Genomic DNA, 20,942 nt, shown 5'->3' with positions numbered 1-20,942 from the left:
GTATTGAAATTAGACTTTAAACTTTTAAAAAACCATTCATCGATAAAAAATCGTATTTTAACGATAGTTTTTAGGTGTTTTACCGTCAAACACTATATAATGGAGTATATATTTTTAATTTTAATCATAATTCTAACAATATGACCAACAAAATTATGAATAGAAGAGAAGAATTTAGTTTTTTAAAAGGAACCTGGAAGCAGATTAAAAAAATAAACAATACAGTGAATCAATTTATCGATGATCTAAATAACGATAAACTTTATGCAATAAATTATGCCAACTTAAGAAGAAGGTTTATTGAAGAAATAGAGAACTACAAGAACAACCCTGAATTGATCGATATAGAAGAATTTTCTATGAATTATTCTTTTGGATATCATTATTGTAACAATATTGATGACATGAATAGTAAAGAAGCTATGTTCATTGAGGTTAAAGGATATCTAAAGACATTAACAATAAGAGCCTAAAGGAAAAGGATTTTTTAAAACCTTAAAGTTTGCTCATACCATTCAAAATAAAGTGATCAATCTGTAATTACTTAACAATTTAAACTAAGACGCATTAATTAAAACTAATGTAGACTATCTAGCTTGCAAAAAACAATATTTTTCCCCGAAACATACATGTATTAATCAGAATACTATCTTCAAGATCTAATCTTAAAAGTGCTTAAAAAACACATAACAAAGTATTGATAAAAATTAATTTCTTAAATAATCAATACCTCATCCCAATAGAATAATTCCTATATTTCGAATTCAAAATAAAAACCCAAAAGCTTTGAAACTTCTACCTATATCCCAATTGGCGGGTAAATGGCGGGTCAAAGACAAGCTAAAATATTTGACAAACTAATGTTATAATTTAATATTGCTGAAGAAAATGAAACCAAGTTCTAGTGATCACCAGAATACAACTAAAAACTTAAGAATCATGAAACAGCCAGCATTAGGTTTAAAAATATCTGAACTCAGAAAGTCAAAAGGACTTACACAAGAAGAACTTGTAGAACAATGTAACATTAGTGTTCGTACTATACAACGTATTGAAGCTGGAGAGGTAATGCCCAGGAGCTATACTGTAAAGACAATTTTATCGGCCTTAGATTATGATTTAGAAAAAATTCAAACAGAAAGTTCTACTGCTACAAAAGAGTTTAAAAAACTATTTTTACTTGAAATTGATGACCAAAAGAACGCTAATTTTCTTACTCGACAACTTTCTATTGCATGGATTAGTGGTATCGTCTACTTCTTACTTGGATTTGGAGAGTTTGCCATAGATTATCTTAGGTATGCTCAAGATGAAATGATCATTAACAACATTGTTTACATCCTTCTAAAATTGGTCATCCTTACATCTGTTCTATTGTTTACTCGTGGATTTATTCTTACAGGAAAAATCTTTAAAAATTATTTGCTTCGTATCACCGCTTTTATTGTTGTTTTTATCAATTGTATATTTTATGCCTATGATATTTTATCTCTTTATTTTGGAACATTTGACACTGAAGTTTTAATGGGTGCAGAAGCTGTTACTTTTGGTATCATCGGGATATTATTTGGAATATCTGTACTACGCTTAAAAAATGGATTAGGAACAATTGCAACTGTTACCGGCATTTTTGAAATCGTTACCTATAGTTTACTAGTCACTATTGTATTATCATTTCTAGGAATGTTTGTACTTACACCAACAATAATTTTAGAAATCATCCTGCTTTACAAAGTTTCTGAAATGCTTAAAGAAAAGCAAACAGAAATGAATCAGAATTCATAAGCAACTCAACACGAAATACTTCAGGACATTTATTGAGTAATTCTTCAATAAAGAGGGAAAACTTATGCCTAATTTTAAACATAGAAAATGAAAAAGACAATCATAATTCTAATAATAATCATAGTACTACCAACTTGCTTTTATCTTTTTGAACCTATCCTAGTTTACAATACTGGGTGGTCTCCATATCCTCAAACCAATCAATTACGGCCAGTTAAACAACATAAAGATTCAATTTTAAAAGAAGCAGATCATCTACTTACAAGCATTTTTAACCAACTTAAGACACCAGCTTTCTCTGTTGCTATTGGTCAAAATGACAAAATTATATGGTCTAACGCTATTGGTTATCAAGACATTGAAAAATCAATAAAAGCTAACATACACACAAAATTCAGAATAGGTAGTACTTCTAAGGCTGTAACTTCGATCGGATTAGGTGTTCTAATTCAGAATAACAAACTAGATTTCACCACTAAAGTCAAAGAAATTATTCCTTATAGTAGTGCTAATCTTTCAGAAATTACGGTAAAACAATTGGCTTCGCATACTTCAGGAATTCGTAATTACGGGACTTGTTTATGTTTTCCGATCTGGGAATATTACAACACCAAGGAATATCAAACCGCAAAAAACAGTATCGAAGTATTTAATGGAGATAAATTACTATTTACTCCCGGTTCTGATTTTAGCTATAGTTCTTATAATTACACCTTGTTAAGTGCAATGATTGAAAGTGTTACAAAAAAGGAATTCCCAGATTTTATGAAAACTGATGTATTTGATCCCTTAAAGATTCATATTGAAACAGAAAAACCATCTACTAATCCAAAAAATTTATCTAAGTTCTACGAAGTCGAGAACAATCAATACAAAGAAGTTTTCAAGGTCAACAACAGTAATAAATGGGCTGGTGGAGGATTTATTGCAACACCAAGTGATCTGGTAACTTTAGGTAACGCTTTTTTAAACAAGAAAATACTAAATGATACTATTGTAACCTCATTAATACAACCTATTATCTTAACCAACGGAAAGGTGAATAAGCAAAATTATGCTATTGGATGGCGTAATGACACTATTCAATCTATTTTTAATGATAAACGTGATGTCCAAATACTACATCATGCCGGTGTTGCATACGGAGCAACCTCTGTGTTTATATTATTTCCAGAATACGATTTATCTATTTCTTTACTTATGAACAAAAGTGGTTCTGCATCTGATTTGTTTAATCACGCTTATACTTTTGTAAAGCTATTTTTATCTAAATCCTAACCACATGAAAACCTTAATTGTATTTATAATCATTATCATAACGAATTTAATCAAAACAATTCTTCAATAGCAGGATTTAATATTTTGACACTTAATATTCTACATAAAATCCAATAGGGATTCAATATAAAATCAAACAGGATCAGAATGCAAACATTCTGATCCTGTTTTCGTAAGAATTTGCCTTATTGTTTTCTTTTAAACCTATACTGGACCTCCAACAGGTCTGCATATACATCCAGCACAGATATAGGGATAATCGCAATCATCACCAGAGTGACAAAATGAATTTAGTCCCCCACCACCATTGATAATTTGTTGTTGATTTTTGTCTAGTTGCTTAACTCCTTGATGATTTAAAATTGTTTGTAACATAATAACTGGTTTTAAGATTAAAATTTACCTATTTAAAGATATCAAATTGATTTTACTACAACACGCTAAATGTCAGATTATTAAATAATAAATACCTACTATCTTAGCTTTATTTTTCTTAGAGCACCTGTTCCTCCAAATTCTGAAATATAAAGTACCTTACCATATTTATCTGCAGTTATCCCATTCGGTCCATTAAAAGACGCTTCGTTAATAAGACCATCTACCACCGCGGCATTGCCATTACCAGCAAATTCTTCTACCTGACCATCTAGAGTAACCCTAAATATTTTATTTACGCCAATACCAGTCGCAAAAACAGAATTACCGACAACGGTTATATAGCCAATTCCAAAACCATTAACTACGGCATTAGGAATAGTAGTAATTAGTGTAACAATTCCTTCTGGGTTGATGGACAAGATATCTGCAGTTGCAAAATTACCGACGATAAGATTTCCTTTACGATCAAAATCAACTCCTACTCCACCTGCTAATCTAGGATCTGACGCATATACAGTCACTTCTCCTTGAGGTGTAATTCTATGAACTGTTGGTGTGCCAAAATTTGATACATAAATATTTTTATGATGATCTAATGTTAAACCAGAAGGAAATCCATTAATAGTTGCTAAAACAGTTTGAGATCCGTCTGGTGTGATTTTCAGAATGTCTCCTGCTCCGTCTCCGCTTCCATTAACAACGTAAAGATTACCTTGTGCATCAATTGCATTTCCTAAAGGACCTGTTAGACCTGATGCAAACTCTGTGACATCACCACTTTTAGACACTTTAAACACTCTTGTTCCGTTTCCATTCGCCCCGACAAACTGACCAAATTCAGAAACATAAACATTCCCAAATTTATCGACACTAACAGCGTCATTTCCGGCAAAATCTGTGACAACTGTTTCTACTTCGAGTTCTGGATCAAAACCATCTCCATAACAAGAAGAAACTATAATCGACAACCCCATTACAGCGAAAAAAAGAATTGTTTTCGCACTACTGTTTTTAATACATGTTTTCATGATAAGTGATTTTTAAGTTAAGCTCGAAACTAACTTAGACTATCACAAAAATCGACAGCTTGGATATACTCGTACCTTTTTTTAGGCTGCTTTTAATCCTTTTATATAATTACTAGGCGTTGTATTCATTTCTAATTTGAACGCTTTATTAAAGGTAGATTTTGAATTAAAACCCACTTCCATAGCAATAGCAAGAATCGTATGATTAAGATGCTCTTCTTTTTCAATACGTTTTAAAAACTCAAGAACTCTATTGCGATTGATGTAATCATAAAAATTAATTCTTAAGATAGTATTAAGATACCATGATACATTATGTGAAGAAGTATTTAACCTTATTGCAAGATCTCTAAGCGTTAAATCAGGTTTCAAAAATATTTTTTCTTTTTTGATTAAGTCATCTAATTTTTTTCCCAAAGAAATTATTTCATCTTGCGGTAAACGCTTTGATAGTTTTACTTTCTCTTTTTGAAAAGGCATTCTAAAAAGTTCTGGTTCTTTAAGACTGTAATAACCTACTACAAAAATAAAGATGGATATGGCTCCCCACATAGAATTATACCCTATAAATTGTATTGAGTGGTTAAAGAAATAAATTGCGATATAGTTTATGGCCCACATCATTAAAAAAACACCTACAGCTATCTGAAAAAACTTTAAAAATGATAATAAATTTTGATGATAAGAAACTGCATTTTTTTCTTCTTTAATATACTTTTTTAGTAGCTTAAAATTAAGTATCCAATAATAGAAATTAGCTATAACCCCAACTCCTTCGATAACAAAAAAAGGAATCCTGAAAAATCCTGAATTCATTTTTTTTGAAAATATTTCTTCTGATAATGATATGGTATAACAAAAAAATAAAAAATGTAATAGTGCTAATAAATAATGTATTTTAGGTAGCTTAAACGTATCATTATTAGCAAATGCTATTCGCCTAAAATACTCGTAACATAGTGGGCCAAAAATAAAAATAACTGTATCTACTAATACTGTCCATTGTAAAAATCTTGGTGTTAAAAATTTAAAATAAACCAATCTTCCTAACAACATAAGAACTGCTAATAACAGCACTAAGGACAGGATTTTATTTGCACCTTTATTCCTGTTACGAATCATCTGAATTGTCACTGCCAAAAAGATACCTTGACTAATTCCTAAAAACAGAATTAGATCTATAAATTCAAATGATTTCATATATCTATATTTTTTTGATAAAACTAGAGTAACATCATAGCTATTTCGACCGAATGGATGCAATCGTACTCTAAAAACAGACTGTTACAGCATATTTTTTAAAAAGCAGATCCTTATTTATGTGCTGTATATCTATTTTGTGTTACACCATTTTTCAACACCAACATATCTTCTACAGATAGGTTTTGATCATTATCGTACTGTAAACATTCTTTTAACTGATCTTTTGAACGAGCTCCCAAAACTGCAGAAGTAATAGCCGGATGTGCTAACACATAGTTAATTGCACTTTGACACATTGTTTTACCTCCTTTAGAAATTTGATTTAAAATCGCTACTGCAGATGCAACTTGAGCCTCATCATGTTCCAAATACGCTTTTACAGGCTTACCCGCAAGTAATCCTTTGGCTACTGTTCCTCTGGTTAAGACCCCAATATTCTTTTTCAACAATAAATCCAGGCATTCTTCTTCTGGTCGTCTATCTAATAAACTGTATTGCATCATAACACTTGTGATATTTGACCTTTTAACATATTCTTTTATAACATTAGGTCGTATTGAAGAAATACCATAATATCGAATTTTACCTGATTTTTTAAGAGTCTCGAATGCATCAATTGTTTCATCAATAGGATCATCTATGGTTCCGCCATGTAATTGATAAAGATCAATATAATCTGTTTGTAACCTTAGTAAACTCTTCTCTACGGCTTCAATTATATATTTCTTGCTGGGGTTCCAATCCCAACCACTATGATCCTTACGCAACTGATTACCCACTTTAGTTGCGATAATAAGATCGTTTCGAATGCCTTTTATAGATTTACCTAGCATTACCTCGTTCTCTCCACTTTGATATAAATCTGCTGTATCAAAATAATTAACCCCTTTATCTATAGCGTAATGAATAAGTTCTTTGGCAATAGCTTCACTTTCTAAGGACATACATCCAAAAGAAACCTCACTTATTGTTAATTCAGAATTTCCTAGTTTACGATATCTCATATAGAAGTGGTTTAAATTTTTTTGATCAATTGAAGTGTGTTTTTGCGCTTCATAGTAGCGCTACGCAGTAAGAAAAAGATAAATATGAGTGAAAAAGGACATTTTTATAGCGAATTGAAAAAAGTTTAAACCACTTCATATTAAAAATGATAAAAAGCATCTTCAAGATGTTCTATTTTGGTTCCTGATGCATTCTTTATAATCGCTATAATATCAAAACGTACTTCTACATCCAGATCATTTTCTATAACGTAATAATCGATTGTTTTTACCAATGATTGCATTTGTTTAGGTTTTACAAAATCTTGCGGATTACCAAATTCTGGGGTGCTTCTAGTTTTAACCTCTACAGCAACAACAATAGTTCCTTTTTGAGCAATAATATCAATTTCGGACTTAAGGTATCTATAATTCTTTTCTAAAATAGTATACCCGTGATTTACTAAAAAATCGGCAGCCATTTGTTCTCCTTTTTTCCCAAGAGCATTATGTTCGGCCATATCCTATATATATTCAAGTTTAACTTCGTCTTCTTTTATTTCAAGAAATGCTTCTGCACCTAACATCAGTGCTCTATTATCCTCTATATGCCCCATAGGAAAATTAAAAACTACAGGAAAATTATAATCCGAAACTACATCCAAAATAATACCTTTTGCTTTTTTTCCAAAAGGTATATTATTGTCATGCATCTTACTCATACCACCTACTATCAAACCCGATAATTGGTCAAAGCAGCCATTCCTTTTTAAGTTATAGAGCATACGATCAATATGGTAAAGATATTCATCCAAATCTTCTATACACAAAATTTTACCTGTTGTATCTAAAGAGGATTTAGAACCACATAATGAATATAAAATAGATAAATTACCTCCTATTAATTGTCCTTTACAACTTCCAGAAACATTCTTTTTTGATGGATTTATAGTATAGCTTACTTTTTCTCCAAAAATGATATCATGAAGTGAATTTCTAGACGCATCGCTACCTTTATGTACATCTATTGGCATGGCTGCATGCAAGGAACAAATACCTAAATTATGAATATGAGAATGAAGTACGGTAATATCTGAATACCCGATTATCCATTTTGGCTTTTTACAAAAACCTTCAAAATTAATGTGATCTACAATTCTTATAGTGCCATATCCTCCTCTAGCGCACCATATTGCTTTGATCTCATCATCGTCCAGCATTTTCTGAAAATCATTTACTCTTTCTTGATCAGAACCAGCGAATTGATGATTTTGTTTACCTATTGTTTCACCTATAATGGGATCCAAACCCCACTTTTCTAATATATTAATTGCCTCTCTTATCTCTCTAAAATCAATCTTTCTAGCGGTAGATACTATTGCAATTTTATCTCCAGGACTAACAAAATCAGGGGTTAACATTTCTTAAAATTTCAAATTTGAATACTAATTAACAAATACTTTCGTTATAATCTATTATATTGTGTTGAATTTGTCCCTCAACTTTACTACTAAAACGTGAATGCCTATGATATCTGATACTTCTTGTAATCTAGATTCTTTGGATCCCTATGTGCCCTCGGCAACTGATCCTTGGAACGTAACAAAAATAAATCATTTATATCGAAGACTTGGGTTTGGTGCCTCTAAAGCAGATGTTTTATCTGCACTATCCAACAGTCCATCGGCTCTAGTCGATACTATGATTGATAATGCTATAGCATTAAATACAACTCCATTACCACCTTGGGGTCTATGGGATCGAGATCAGTTTGAAGCCGCTGAAATGGCTAATCAAGATAATGATGTTGGTTTCTACAGACGCGAAGGAAAAAACCAAATGGTAGGTGATCTGATTCAAAATGGTGTTCGAGATCGATTAACTCTATTTTGGAGTAATCATTTTGTTACCGAAGATGATACGTATCGAAGCCCAGCGTATCAAGCGCAGTATTATTCTATGCTGCAAATGCATGCCTTAGGTAATTTTAGAGATTTTGTATACGATATTGGCATATCAAATGCAATGTTAGTATATCTTAATGGTGATGAAAATATTAGAGATAGACCAAATGAGAATTATGCAAGAGAGTTATATGAGCTTTTTACTCTTGGAGTAGATAATGATTATACCGAAGATGATATTCAAGAAACCTCAAAAGCTCTTACAGGTTATGTAGATACAAATGATATCCCTTGGGGAGACATTTTATTTAATCCAGCACAATTTAGTAATGACAACAAAACCATTTTTGGTCAATCTGGAAATTGGACCTATGACGATGTCATTAATATTTTATTCCAACAAAGAACTACACAAGTAGCAACATTTATTTGCACTAAATTGTACGCTTATTTTGTAAGTCCTACATGTAGTGAAGCTATTGTTGCACAGATGGCGCAAACCTTTATTGATAATAATTTTGATATTGCACCGGTACTTCGCCAACTTTTTAAAAGCCAGCACTTTTTTAATAATGAAGCTATAGGAGCTATTATTAAAAGTCCTTGTGATTTAATGATTTGTTTTTATAACGAACTGGGATTTACTTTATCTTCCACAGATGTGAATGATTTTATAAGAGGTACAGTTCGTATTTTGGGTCAAGATGTATTAAATCCTATAGATGTTGAAGGTTGGCAAGGTGATGAGGATTGGATCAGTCCTGACTATTTAATAGGTCGATGGGAAAGTGCACGATTTCTTATCAACAGAGCCTGGATGGAAAACCAACAACAATTTAGGGATTTTGTCGTGGGATTACCAATTGGTGCTGCAGGAGATGGTAATCTTGCCACTACTTTAAGTGCCGATGAAGTTGATATTGTAGTAAGAGCATTAGTGAATTACTTTTTCCCAAGAGGCATAGCCGATCCTGTAATTTATAATGAAATTTTGGGTGTATTTAAAGATGTACCTGCCTTTCCTCCTAGTTATTATGAGCCAGATGCCATGGATCCCGCTATATGGAGACTAGATCGCGCAGAGGTAGCAGAGCAATTCTTTGCCTTCTTAAACTACATCGTAGATATCCCCGAATTTCAACTTAAATAAAATTGCTATGTGTCAAACGAATCACAATCAAAATATAAAATTAGATAAAGACGGTAATTGTAATACCGATGATCATAAAAAATGGAACCGAAGATCATTTCTTCAGGCTCTTGGTCTTGTTGGTGGAGGCTCAATGATGCTTGCCAACACTCCTTTATCGGTGTCAAGACCATCCCCATTATCTATTGCATTAAGTCAAGCCACAAATAATGAGAATATTTGTGTTTTTGTCCGTCTAAGTGGCGGTAATGATGGTTTTAATACCATCATCCCTGTATATGACTATGACGTATATGCCAATGCCAGACCATTAATACGAATACCTCCTAGTGAGTTTATCAATCTTAATGAAGACTTTGCCATGCCTAAACCAATGAATAAATTAGAAGGCGTTTGGGGTGATGGCCAAATGAAAGTTGTTCATGGTGTTGGATATGAAGATTCATCATTATCTCACTTTAAAGGTTCTGATATTTATGCCAATACGAATCTACAAGATGATGATCGAACAGGTTTCATGGGTAGGTATTTTGGCGAAATTTATCCTGATTACTTTTTTAATCCGCCACCAAGCCCACCGTCTATTCAGATAGGAAGTATTGGTAATTTAATTTTTAAAGGTCCGCAAAGTGATTATTCTTTTGCAGTTTCAGACCCTAGAAGATTACTTCAAATCATAGAAAATGAAACTTTTTATAATCTTGATGGTTTAGATGAATGTACTTATGATGATAAAGTAAGATATTTAAGAGAAGCCACCAATACTACATTTAATTATGCAGATGTAATTAGTGCAGCCTACGAGAGATCTACCGATTTTGGTGGTTATCTAGATGACAGTTTAGGAAGACAGTTTAGCATCATTTCTAGGTTGATTAAAGGAAATCTTGGTACTAAAGTATTTTTAGTAACCTTAGGAGGTTTTGATACACACAATAACCAAACGCAAAGACACCAACAATTACTTACATCCTTCTCTGAGGCTATAAGTAATTTCTATGCCGATTTAACAGCCGCTGGCTGGGATGATAAGGTACTTACGATGACTATGTCAGAGTTTGGTAGACGATTTAGAGAAAATGGTTCTTTGGGTACCGATCATGGTACCGCAGCACCAACTATGTTTTTTGGAACTGCGCTAAACGGAAATGGTTTTGTAGGGGAACATCCTGACTTAAACAGTTTAACTCGTGGAGGAAACGTATCAAACACTATGGATTTTAGACGTGTATATGCCACTGTAATGAAAGATTGGCTATGCATTGACGAAGGTCTGGTCGGACGATCCTTATTAGATACTGATGGTGGTCCCTTTGAATCGCTTGACTTAGGATTCAACTGTTCAGGTACCAATCCTAATATCCCTACAGATGGAGAAACGTTAACACATATTCCTACATATAGTGATAGTCAAACATTTATTAATATCGTATCTCCGCAAACAACGCATATAGATGTTTCTTTATATAATGTTGTAGGACAAAAGGTCGCAACATTAAGTAATGAGATGCTTATGGAAGGTGTAAATCTTGTCATTAATGTAAAAGAATCTGCAAATACAAGACTAAGTACCGGCCCGTATGTATATCGTATTGAGACCAATAACGGTGAGTTTAGCAAATCTATTATTATTTCATAAATTCAATAAATACTACCATTAGCCGATCCAAATATTTTGAATCGGCTAATGGTTATATCTTGTAGTGGTTTTTATTACCTTTGTGCCTTATTTTTTAGCATTATGAGCACACAAGGGAGATACACCATTACAGCAGCATTACCGTATACTAACGGTCCAATTCATATAGGTCATTTGGCAGGAGTTTATGTGCCTGCAGACATTTACTCTCGTTATCTAAGAATTACCGGCAATGATGTTGCTTTTATCTGTGGTAGTGACGAACATGGAGCTGCAATACCTATGCGTGCCAAAAAAGAAGGTGTTTCGCCACAAGTAATTATTGATAAATATCATGCAATAATTAAAAAATCTTTCGAAGATTTCGGAATTTCTTTTAATAACTATTCCAGAACCTCTGCCCCTATTCATCATGATACCGCATCAGAATTTTTTAAAAAAATGTATGAGGATGGTAAATTTGTAGAAGAGACTTCTGAACAATTATATGATCCAGAAGCTGATCAATTTCTTGCAGACAGATTTGTAACAGGAACCTGTCCAAAATGTGGAAACGAAGAAGCCTACGGAGATCAATGTGAAAACTGTGGTAGTTCTCTTAATGCTACCGATCTTATCAATCCAAAATCTACTATTTCTGGTGCTAAGCCTATTTTAAAACAAACAAAACACTGGTTTTTACCACTAGATCAATATGAAGATTTTCTAAAAGAATGGGTATTGGTAGGTCACAAAAAAGATTGGAAAACCAATGTATATGGACAAATCAAATCCTGGGTAGATGATGGTCTTAGACCTAGAGCCGTTACTCGAGATTTGGATTGGGGGATTCCTGTTCCGGTTGAAGGAGCCGAAGGAAAAGTACTATACGTTTGGTTTGACGCGCCTATTGGTTATATATCATCTACCAAAGAGTGGGCTGCACGAGAAGGAAAAGATTGGGAACCGTACTGGAAAGATAAAAATACTAAGCTTGTACATTTTATAGGCAAGGACAATATTGTTTTTCATTGTATTATTTTTCCTAGTATGCTAAAAGCAGAAGGAAGTTATATTTTACCTGAAAATGTGCCTGCCAATGAGTTTTTAAACCTTGAAGGCAATAAATTATCTACTTCCAAAAATTGGGCAGTATGGCTTCATGAATACCTAGAAGAATTCCCAAATCAACAAGATGTATTGCGTTATGCGCTTACTGCTAATGCTCCAGAGACTAAGGATAATGATTTTACATGGAAAGATTTTCAGGCTAGAAATAACAACGAACTAGTTGCTATTTTTGGAAACTTCATTAATCGTGTAGTCGTATTAACAAATAAGTACTATGATGGGGTTGTTCCCACCCCAAGCAAATTTTCCGAAATTGACGAACAGACATTAACTGAATTAAAAGCATATCCGGCTGTTATATCAAGCTCTATAGAGCGATATAGATTTAGAGAAGCTAGTCAGGAATTGATGAACGTAGCACGACTAGGAAACAAATATCTCGCAGACGAAGAACCCTGGAAAACAATTAAAACAGATGAAGAGCGTACTAAAACAGTAATGTATGTTGCTTTACAAATTGCATCAGCACTAACCACGTTATCTGAGCCTTTTTTACCTTTTACTTCTAAAAAATTAGATGCTATTCTTGCAATTTCTTCAAATAACATTGAAACACAATGGAATGAAATTGCTTCAAAAGATGTTTTGCTTCCTGCAGGACACAAAATTGAAAAAGGAACACTTCTGTTCTCAAAAATTGAAGATACAGATATCCAAAAACAACTAGATAAACTAGAAGCTACCAAAAAAGCTAACGAAGCCGAAAACAAGGTGGTAGAACCACAAAAGGAAACAGCCACTTTTGATGATTTTACCAAATTAGACATGAGAATCGGTACAATTATAGAAGCCGAAAAAATGGCTAAAGCTAAAAAATTACTCGTGCTTAAAGTCGATACAGGAATCAATGTAAGAACCATTGTTTCTGGTATTGCAGAACACTTTACTCCAGAAGAAATAATTGGTAAAAAAGTAACTGTACTGGTAAACCTTGCCCCAAGAAAGTTGCGTGGGGTAGAAAGTGAAGGTATGATTTTAATGACCGAAAACCCAGAAGGTAAAATTGTATTCTTAAATCCTGATGAAGATAATGTAAACCCTGGTGCAGTAGTTAATTAATTTTTTCTAACATATACGGCACTTATAGGTAACAAATGTGACTCTTATGACATTCATAAGAGTATATAACCATTTTTATGAAAAAGCATATCACAGTTTTATTTTTACTATTCTCTTTCGTTTCTCTTTTTTCTCAGGAAGTAATTTCTGAAAACCCATTACGTTTAAAAGGTGGTCTAAGTGATCGAAGAGAGTCTATTCCAATTATAAATTCAGTTTCAAAAGAATTATCATTGTTTATTGTAGACCGCAAAACAATGTACTTAAATAAATATGACAAAACGTTTAATTTACTTGATCAACTAAAATTTGAAAGACCAAAAACCCAAGCAAAAAACATCATTGATGCTGTAGAATCAAATAATGGACAATATTTATTTTTAGTATCAAATAACTCTAAAAAGAAATTAGAACTTATTACAATTGATTCGCAAACAAAGACAACTGATTTAATAACTACTCCTATTTTATCAAAAAATGAACGTTATTTAGAAGCTTTTGCCCATAAGAATCAAATTTTTATACTCACCCTTATCCCTAAAACTTCAAAAATAAACGTTCACAAGATAAAAAAGGCTGCCAATATAGAAACTTTGGAGTATGATCTTACAAATGAGATTTTCTTTGATAAATATGATAAACCAATGCTACTGTACAGGGCTTTCGCTTCATTAAATAGCTCTAAACTTAATATTGAGCGCATAGAATCTGACATCCCTAATGCTTTAGAAGCTAGCTCAAAAAAAACAAAACTTTACATACAGGATGATCGTATTATATTATCACTGGATATTAGCAATCGATATAGTCAACTTATTACCCTTGATCTTAAAACAAATAGCTTTGATCTTACCTCTATTGAAAAACCTCAATTGGATGGTGTTAATAGAAACAATAAACAATTTGTTAAATCAAACTCTTTTTTATCAAAGAAACTACTCTATCAAATTAGTGGTATGCGAGGTGAAATGAAATTCAATGTAACTGATTTAGACTCTAAAAAAATAATAAAAGAAATTACTTTACAAAAAGAAGACTCAATTTCTTTCAAGAACACTCCTATTATTCAGGAAGGAGGATATTACAATTCACACCGTGAAATGGAAAAAACTCAAAAATTCTTACGAAAAATTGCACTATCCAACATTGCTGTTTCTGTACTACATAAACAAGATACCATACGCGTTACTTTGGGAGGTGTAAAGGAAATTGCTGCAGGTGGTGGTGGATTTGGTATGCCAATGGTTGGGTTTGGAGCAATAGGCGGGGCAGTTGCTGGCTTAGGAAATACATTCGTAACACCGACATTTTATGCATATTCGGGCTACACACATACAAAATCTACTCGTATTGATTGTTTATTTGATGAAAACATCACACATGTTCAAGGAGAAGTAGCTGTAAATGCCTTTGATCATATTAAAGAATTTTCTGACGGTATACTTTTTAATAAAAAAGCCGAGACTGTTTTTAAATTTAATGACTATTTTATACATGGATATTATAATTCTCTTCACAAAAAGTATTTTCTAAGAAAATTTGAGGATTGAATATTTAATAATTTTTTACATGCTCAAAATAGCCTATCATCCAATCTACACACATCCTTTGCCTGAAAAGCATAGGTTTCCGATGATTAAATATGAGTTGTTACCTAAACAGTTGTTACATGAAGGAACTTGTACGGTAGATAATTTTTTTGAACCTGAAATTCCAGATTCAAAACCTATTTTAGCCATTCATACGGAAGAATACTATAAAAGTCTGATCGAATTATCTTTAATCCCAAAAGTAGCTAGAAAAATAGGGTTCCCATTATCCAAAGAGTTGGTTGATCGAGAGATCATTATAGCAGACGGTACGATAAAGGCCTCTGAATATGCGCTGCAGTATGGTATCGCAATGAATATAGCAGGAGGCACTCATCATGCCTATACAGATCACGGAGAAGCTTTTTGCTTATTTAATGATCAAGCCATTGGCGCTCGATATCTTTTAGAAAAAGAGCTCGTAAAAAAAGTACTAATTGTAGATCTTGATGTACATCAAGGAAACGGAACTGCAGAAATTTTTAAAAATGATCCTAGTGTATTTACCTTCTCGATGCACGGAGCAAATAATTACCCTTTTAAAAAAGAAAAATCTGATCTGGATATAGCGCTTTCAGATCAAACTAATGATGATTCTTATCTAAAGGCTCTAAAAGAAACATTACCTAAGCTTATCCGAGACCAACAGCCAGATTTTATCTATTATCTTTCAGGAGTTGATATTTTAAATACAGATAAATTGGGAAAATTAGGTTGTACCCTAAAGGGTTGCGAAGAACGGGATCGATTTGTGTTACAAACTTGTTTTGATCACAATATTCCTGTAATGTGTGCTATGGGCGGGGGATACTCTCCTGATATAAAAATCATTATAGAAGCTCATGCAAATACCTTTAGATTGGCACAAAGTATCTTCTTTTAAACACTACTGAAATTCGCTTAGTCATTTGTACACGGATATTTATTAGTATATTGACCTTTAAATGAAGAATTAAGATGCAAAAAGAGTGTCCCGTATGCGGAGATAGAATTATTGGTCGTGCAGATAAAAAATTCTGTAGTGACTACTGCCGAAATGCTTTCAATAATCAATTAAATAAAGACAGTAAAAATTTAGTTCGTAATATTAATAATTTACTGCGCAAAAATTACCGTATTCTCGAAGCTCTTAATCCAAATGAAAAAACTAAGACAACCAAAGCGAGGCTTATTGCCAAAGGTTTCGATTTTCAACATTTTACAAGCATTTATGTAACCAAAACTGGCAATACCTATTATTTTGTGTATGATCAGGGGTATTTACCTTTAGAAAATGAATTTTATGCCTTGGTAAAAAGAAATTAAAAAAAAGGTACAAATCCTTAACGGCTTTGTACCTTTTAATAGCATTGACGTTTGTGTCACTTATGCCAATTTTGGCTATTCATCCTTAATGCTGCTTTCATAACATCTTTTTGACTTATTTGACCGACTAATTTTCCATCTTCAAGGATAGGAAAACGTCTTCTCTTTGTCTGGATAAATTTATTGGCCGCATCGAAAATATTAAGATTTCCATCTATTGTTTCGACATCCTTAACCATAAATTTATCGACTGTAGCATCGTCAATAGGCATGTTATAATAACGACTTTCGTTTAATTGTTTAATACAATCTCCTTCAGAGATTATACCCAGTAATTGATTTTGATCATTTACAACCGGCCCCCCAGAGATCTTATGCTTGACTAGGGTTTCAATTACTTCCATAACTGGTTGATTTGGGCTAAATGTAATCAGATCTCTTGTCATATAATCCGAAACTTTTATTTGTGTCTCGTCTTGCTTCTTAGTCTTAGATCGAGCCCCTTGAAAACTGATTATTCCCATATTAATTAGTGATTTAGTGAATCTTAAATATAGTGATTCCCAATTACTTATTCAAATTACATTAGAACTTTCGCACATTTCAAACCTGATTTTTGACACATTCTTAACGTTTCTTTTTTAATTACAAGATATCAATAAACGTGTAGTAACAATATTCATTTTAAATTGGCATTAGTTTAATAATTGTAGCGTTTTTCTTACCTTTAACAAAACCAATACACAATGCGCAAGTTTCCCTCATTAATTACCCTTTTTCTCATCATAATTTCTATCTACTATACTTTTCATAGTAGTAAATCACATACCATAACAGATCTTAACACACCTAAACAAGAATTTTCTACCCTACGCGCGCTGGAGCATGTCAAAAGCATTGCAGAAAAACCTCATTACCTAGGAAGTCCTGCCCACGAGGAAGCTAAATCATATATTGTAAATGAATTATCTAAAATGGGGCTACAGCCTCAAATTCAAGAAGGGTTTTCTATTGGTAAATCAGGCAACTGTAGCAGGCCACAAAATATCCTTGCCAAAATAAAAGGAAGTAGTAATGGTAAAGCATTAATGATAATGTCTCATTATGATAGCTCTCAACACTCCTCTTTTGGTGCAAGTGATGCCGCAAGTGGGGTTGCAACAATTTTGGAAGGTATTAGAGCATATCTTGCAACTAATAAAACACCAAAAAATGATATCATTATTTGTATTACCGATGGAGAAGAATTAGGACTTAATGGAGCAGATCTTTTTGTCAAAAAACACGAATGGAGTAAAAATATAGGGCTTACTCTTAATTTTGAATCTAGAGGGAGCGGTGGAGATTCATATATGCTTATAGAGACCAATGGGAAAAATGGGAAAATGATTGAAGAGTTTTCTAAAGCAGGAGTACGATACCCTGTAACCAATTCGTTAGCATATAGTATTTACAAAATGTTACCTAACGATACAGACCTTACTGTACTAAGAGAACAAGGGGATATAGAAGGTTTTAACTTTGCCTTTATAGATGACCATTTTGATTATCATACTGCAAATGATACATGGCAAAATTTAGATCTTACAACCTTACAGCATCAAGGAAACTATCTAATGCCTCTAATATCTTATTTTTCTGAAGCAGATATCACTAATCTAAAGTCTGATAAAGACTATATTTATTTTAACATCCCAATTTTCAAACTTGTAAAATATCCTTTTAGCTGGATTTATATATTGTTAATCATATCAATTGTTTTATTTATCGCATTGATTATTTATGCCAAATTTGCCTATAGAATTCAATTTTCTTCTGTTTTAAAAGGTTTTGGTCTGTTTCTATTAGCATTAAATCTTGCTGGGTTTCTCACCTTTGGACTTTGGGAATTGTTTAAAATAATCTACCCCCAATATCAGGAAATACAGCATGGATTTACGTATAATGGCTATATATACATTGCCCTATTCATTGTGTTTTCAGTTTCAATTTGCTTTAAAGTATATGCCAGATTTGGAAAACCTGAAAAACTAACCAGTTTAATGATTGCTCCCTTATTTATGTGGTTAGTAATTTCGATCATGTCGGCCGTATATCTAAAGGGTGCAAGTTATTTTATAATCATTATGCTTTTTGGATTACTTTCTTTCTTTGTCTTGATAAGACAAAAGAAACCTAACCCTTACTTAATGGTAATTCTAGCATTTCCATCAATTTTTCTTCTTTCACCATTTATTGCGTCATTTCCGGTTGCTTTAGGATTAAATATTCTTTATGTATCAGCTATATTGTCTGTACTATTATTTGGAATATTATTACCTGTTTTTGGGTTCTATAAACGAAAAAATCTTGTTGGTAATATTGGTCTTGTTCTTACTTTAGTTTTATTGATTACAACTCACATAAAATCCGATACGACAGAAAATAGACAAAAACCCAATAGTCTTATTTATATACTTGATGCAGATCAAAATAAAGCGGTTTGGGCATCTTATGACAAACACCCGGACCCTTGGACCGAAAATTATATTAATGCTGATGAAAATATTGCAGAAACTTACAATGCAAATACACTAATTAGTAAATACGGACGCTCATTTACCTATGCTAATCAAGCCCCTACAAAAAACATACGTCAATCAAAGTTAGACATCAGTAAAGATACTATTATTGGAAATCATAGATATGTAGATCTATGTATCGCGCCACAACGAGATATAAATAGAATAGACATCTTTAATGAAACCGTTTTTAATTTTAAAAACTTAAAAGTTAATGGAGAAACAGCTACTGATTTTGAATATTCTGATAGTATAACTTATAATGCATTTACCAAAAGATGGAAAGAACATTTGTTGTCCTATTTTGTACATAAAAATGAGCCTTTAGAATTACAAATGGAATTTCATAAAGATTCATTGCCGAAATTCGTATTCTACGAATCGTCTTATGATCTCCTTACCAATGCGCTTTTTTCTGTACCTAAAAGAGAAACTACAATGATGCCCAAACCTTTTATTGTAAATGATGCTGTAGTGATCAAAAAAAGTTTTGCTTTGCAGGAATATGTAGAAAAAAAGGAGGATACTTTAGCTGTGAGCAAAACCTTGCCTCAATAAAATTTAGCTAGTGCAAAATAACATTTTAAGACAGATAACAGACATTCAAGTACAAGCGAATCGATTAATAAAAGAAAAAGTAGATCTTGAACAGATATCACAATTTGCTCTATATACAGATGAAATGAAATCTTTTCTTTTACAAACAATTAAAGATGATTTTATACAAAATCATATTGCAGAAATACCAAATCTCAATTTAGACGAAAACACTAGACCAACTGGGATTTTAATACTTTTATCATTTATTATGGGAGGTGCCGGAAATTCTTATTACCATGATAAACAAAAAATCGATCATGCTAAAAAGATTATAAGAGAAATTAGAAATAAGTATGCATCTATAGAATTCATGCTTAAAAATTATTTTAACTCGTAATGACAAAAATTAGTATCCTAGGAACAGGATGGTTAGGATTACCATTAGCAAAGGCATTGATTGCTTCAGGCAATATCATAAAAGGCTCTACCACTTCAGAAAATCGATTGGATATATTAGAAAAAAACAATATCGATCCATATCACATTACACTTACTGAAAATGGACCGAATGGCGATATCCATTCTTTTTTAAACCATAGTGAACTATTAATTATCAATGTACCTCCTGGATTAAGGCGAGATCCAACTATTAATTTTGTTGCCAAAATACAGCATCTTATTCCCTATATAGAAAAATCTACTATCAAAAACGTGATTTTTGTAAGCTCTACGTCGGTTTTTGCTGAGCAGGAAGGTTTTCCCTTAATTTCTAACAAAACGCTTCCAAACGCGACTTCAAATGCCGGAAAACAACTTATTGAAGCTGAACAATTACTCCAACAAAATAAAAATTTTAGAACTACGCTACTTCGATTTGCCGGACTTTTTGGCCCTAATAGACATCCAGCCCAGATGCTATCCAGAAGAACCAATATCAAAAACCCAAATGCTCCAGTCAACCTAATTCATCTCGAAGATTGTATCGGGATCATTAAAAAAATTATAGAAACGAGTACTTGGGGACAAACATTGAATGCTTCTCATCCCGATCATCCAATAAAAGTTGATTACTATAGTGAGGTTTGTAAACAAATGGGATTACCCTTTCCTGATTATAATTTTGAAACTACTTCTAAAGGAAAAACAGTTGATTCAAAAAATATTATGAAAGTATTAGATTATAAATTTAGATTTAAACTATAAAAAAAGCCACTCAAATAAAATTAAGAGCAGCTAATTCAAATTATTTTTTTAACTAATTAAGATTATTTCTCAGCAGGTAGTTCTTCTTCTTCTTTTGTAATTACGATTTCTGAAAGCGACGGTCTTGTGCCTGTTCCTCCAATTACGAAACGCAAAGATTTTTTAGTTATACCTTTTATTTCTCCTTTTCCAATAAAATCAATTGATAATTTGTTCATATTAATTTA

General features: G+C 32.5%; 20 protein-coding genes. 12 read left to right on the top strand and 8 right to left on the bottom strand.

The window, feature by feature from the left end:
* The first annotated feature begins 140 nt into the window (after positions 1-140).
* The 3 genes from AWE51_RS25870 (at position 141) to AWE51_RS25860 (ending at position 3,063) form a co-directional block, all read left to right on the top strand.
* Positions 141-473, top strand: a complete 333-nt coding sequence (locus tag AWE51_RS25870) for a hypothetical protein (RefSeq protein WP_066320311.1) — start codon at positions 141-143, stop codon at positions 471-473.
* Between the two features lie 466 nt (positions 474-939).
* Positions 940-1,785, top strand: a complete 846-nt coding sequence (locus tag AWE51_RS25865) for a helix-turn-helix domain-containing protein (protein WP_066320309.1) — start codon at positions 940-942, stop codon at positions 1,783-1,785.
* Positions 1,786-1,872: 87 nt separating this feature from the next.
* On the top strand, positions 1,873-3,063 hold the full coding sequence (locus AWE51_RS25860) for a serine hydrolase domain-containing protein (RefSeq protein ID WP_066320306.1): 1,191 nt from the start codon (positions 1,873-1,875) through the stop codon (positions 3,061-3,063).
* Between the two features lie 204 nt (positions 3,064-3,267).
* Here the strand turns inward: AWE51_RS25860 and AWE51_RS26805 are convergent, their stop codons facing one another.
* From AWE51_RS26805 to AWE51_RS25835, 6 genes are all read right to left on the bottom strand, one after another.
* Complete coding sequence (locus AWE51_RS26805) at positions 3,268-3,438, bottom strand: hypothetical protein (protein ID WP_157766237.1); 171 nt, start codon at positions 3,436-3,438, stop codon at positions 3,268-3,270.
* A 98-nt stretch (positions 3,439-3,536) separates the two neighbouring features.
* Positions 3,537-4,469: an SMP-30/gluconolactonase/LRE family protein gene (locus tag AWE51_RS25855; RefSeq protein ID WP_066320303.1), complete on the bottom strand. Its 933-nt coding sequence runs from the start codon at positions 4,467-4,469 to the stop codon at positions 3,537-3,539.
* An 81-nt stretch (positions 4,470-4,550) separates the two neighbouring features.
* Positions 4,551-5,669 carry a helix-turn-helix domain-containing protein gene (locus tag AWE51_RS25850; RefSeq protein ID WP_066320294.1) on the bottom strand — a complete coding sequence of 373 codons (1,119 nt, stop codon included), beginning with the start codon at positions 5,667-5,669 and terminating at the stop codon, positions 4,551-4,553.
* Positions 5,670-5,782: 113 nt separating this feature from the next.
* Positions 5,783-6,676 carry an aldo/keto reductase gene (locus AWE51_RS25845; RefSeq protein ID WP_066320291.1) on the bottom strand — a complete coding sequence of 298 codons (894 nt, stop codon included), beginning with the start codon at positions 6,674-6,676 and terminating at the stop codon, positions 5,783-5,785.
* A 140-nt stretch (positions 6,677-6,816) separates the two neighbouring features.
* Positions 6,817-7,176 (bottom strand): YraN family protein, encoded by a 360-nt coding sequence (locus tag AWE51_RS25840; protein ID WP_066320288.1) that lies wholly within the window; start codon positions 7,174-7,176, stop codon positions 6,817-6,819.
* A 3-nt stretch (positions 7,177-7,179) separates the two neighbouring features.
* Complete coding sequence (locus AWE51_RS25835; RefSeq protein WP_066320286.1) at positions 7,180-8,076, bottom strand: S66 peptidase family protein; 897 nt, start codon at positions 8,074-8,076, stop codon at positions 7,180-7,182.
* Positions 8,077-8,182: 106 nt separating this feature from the next.
* Between AWE51_RS25835 and AWE51_RS25830 the strand changes: the two genes are divergently transcribed.
* The 6 genes from AWE51_RS25830 to AWE51_RS25805 all read left to right on the top strand — a co-directional run bounded on the left by AWE51_RS25830 (position 8,183) and on the right by AWE51_RS25805 (position 16,411).
* A complete protein-coding gene (locus AWE51_RS25830; protein ID WP_066320284.1) occupies positions 8,183-9,709 on the top strand; it encodes a DUF1800 domain-containing protein in 1,527 nt (508 codons plus the stop codon).
* 7 nt (positions 9,710-9,716) lie between these two features.
* Positions 9,717-11,348 (top strand): DUF1501 domain-containing protein, encoded by a 1,632-nt coding sequence (locus AWE51_RS25825; protein ID WP_066320282.1) that lies wholly within the window; start codon positions 9,717-9,719, stop codon positions 11,346-11,348.
* A 102-nt stretch (positions 11,349-11,450) separates the two neighbouring features.
* Positions 11,451-13,517: a methionine--tRNA ligase gene (gene metG, locus AWE51_RS25820; protein WP_066320394.1), complete on the top strand. Its 2,067-nt coding sequence runs from the start codon at positions 11,451-11,453 to the stop codon at positions 13,515-13,517.
* Positions 13,518-13,594: 77 nt separating this feature from the next.
* Entirely contained in the window at positions 13,595-15,067 is a 1,473-nt protein-coding gene (locus tag AWE51_RS25815; protein WP_066320279.1) for a hypothetical protein, read from the top strand.
* Positions 15,068-15,086: 19 nt separating this feature from the next.
* Positions 15,087-15,989, top strand: coding sequence for a histone deacetylase family protein (locus AWE51_RS25810; RefSeq protein WP_066320276.1), 903 nt, complete (start codon positions 15,087-15,089; stop codon positions 15,987-15,989).
* 74 nt (positions 15,990-16,063) lie between these two features.
* Positions 16,064-16,411, top strand: coding sequence for a DUF2116 family Zn-ribbon domain-containing protein (locus AWE51_RS25805; RefSeq protein ID WP_066320273.1), 348 nt, complete (start codon positions 16,064-16,066; stop codon positions 16,409-16,411).
* A gap of 56 nt (positions 16,412-16,467) precedes the next feature.
* On the opposite strand, the gene AWE51_RS25800 is transcribed toward AWE51_RS25805, so the two are convergent.
* Positions 16,468-16,935 (bottom strand): CBS domain-containing protein, encoded by a 468-nt coding sequence (locus AWE51_RS25800; protein WP_066320271.1) that lies wholly within the window; start codon positions 16,933-16,935, stop codon positions 16,468-16,470.
* Between the two features lie 222 nt (positions 16,936-17,157).
* On the opposite strand from AWE51_RS25800, the gene AWE51_RS25795 reads away from it, so the two are divergent.
* The 3 genes from AWE51_RS25795 to AWE51_RS25785 are packed head-to-tail and all read left to right on the top strand — an operon-like array spanning position 17,158 to position 20,715.
* Positions 17,158-19,530: a M28 family peptidase gene (locus tag AWE51_RS25795; protein WP_066320269.1), complete on the top strand. Its 2,373-nt coding sequence runs from the start codon at positions 17,158-17,160 to the stop codon at positions 19,528-19,530.
* Between the two features lie 10 nt (positions 19,531-19,540).
* Positions 19,541-19,909: a hypothetical protein gene (locus AWE51_RS25790; protein ID WP_066320266.1), complete on the top strand. Its 369-nt coding sequence runs from the start codon at positions 19,541-19,543 to the stop codon at positions 19,907-19,909.
* A complete protein-coding gene (locus AWE51_RS25785; protein ID WP_066320262.1) occupies positions 19,909-20,715 on the top strand; it encodes a Rossmann-fold NAD(P)-binding domain-containing protein in 807 nt (268 codons plus the stop codon). The genes AWE51_RS25790 and AWE51_RS25785 overlap by 1 nt, the downstream gene beginning before the upstream one ends.
* Before the next feature lie 62 nt (positions 20,716-20,777).
* On the opposite strand, the gene AWE51_RS26800 is transcribed toward AWE51_RS25785, so the two are convergent.
* Positions 20,778-20,933 carry a hypothetical protein gene (locus tag AWE51_RS26800; RefSeq protein WP_157766236.1) on the bottom strand — a complete coding sequence of 52 codons (156 nt, stop codon included), beginning with the start codon at positions 20,931-20,933 and terminating at the stop codon, positions 20,778-20,780.
* Positions 20,934-20,942: the final 9 nt, after the last annotated feature.

Origin of the sequence: Aquimarina aggregata, from assembly GCF_001632745.1 — a bacterium.
Taxonomy (GTDB): domain Bacteria; phylum Bacteroidota; class Bacteroidia; order Flavobacteriales; family Flavobacteriaceae; genus Aquimarina; species Aquimarina aggregata.
The sequence above is the reverse complement of the archived record's forward strand: the minus strand, read 5'-3'. Positions and strand labels throughout refer to the sequence as shown.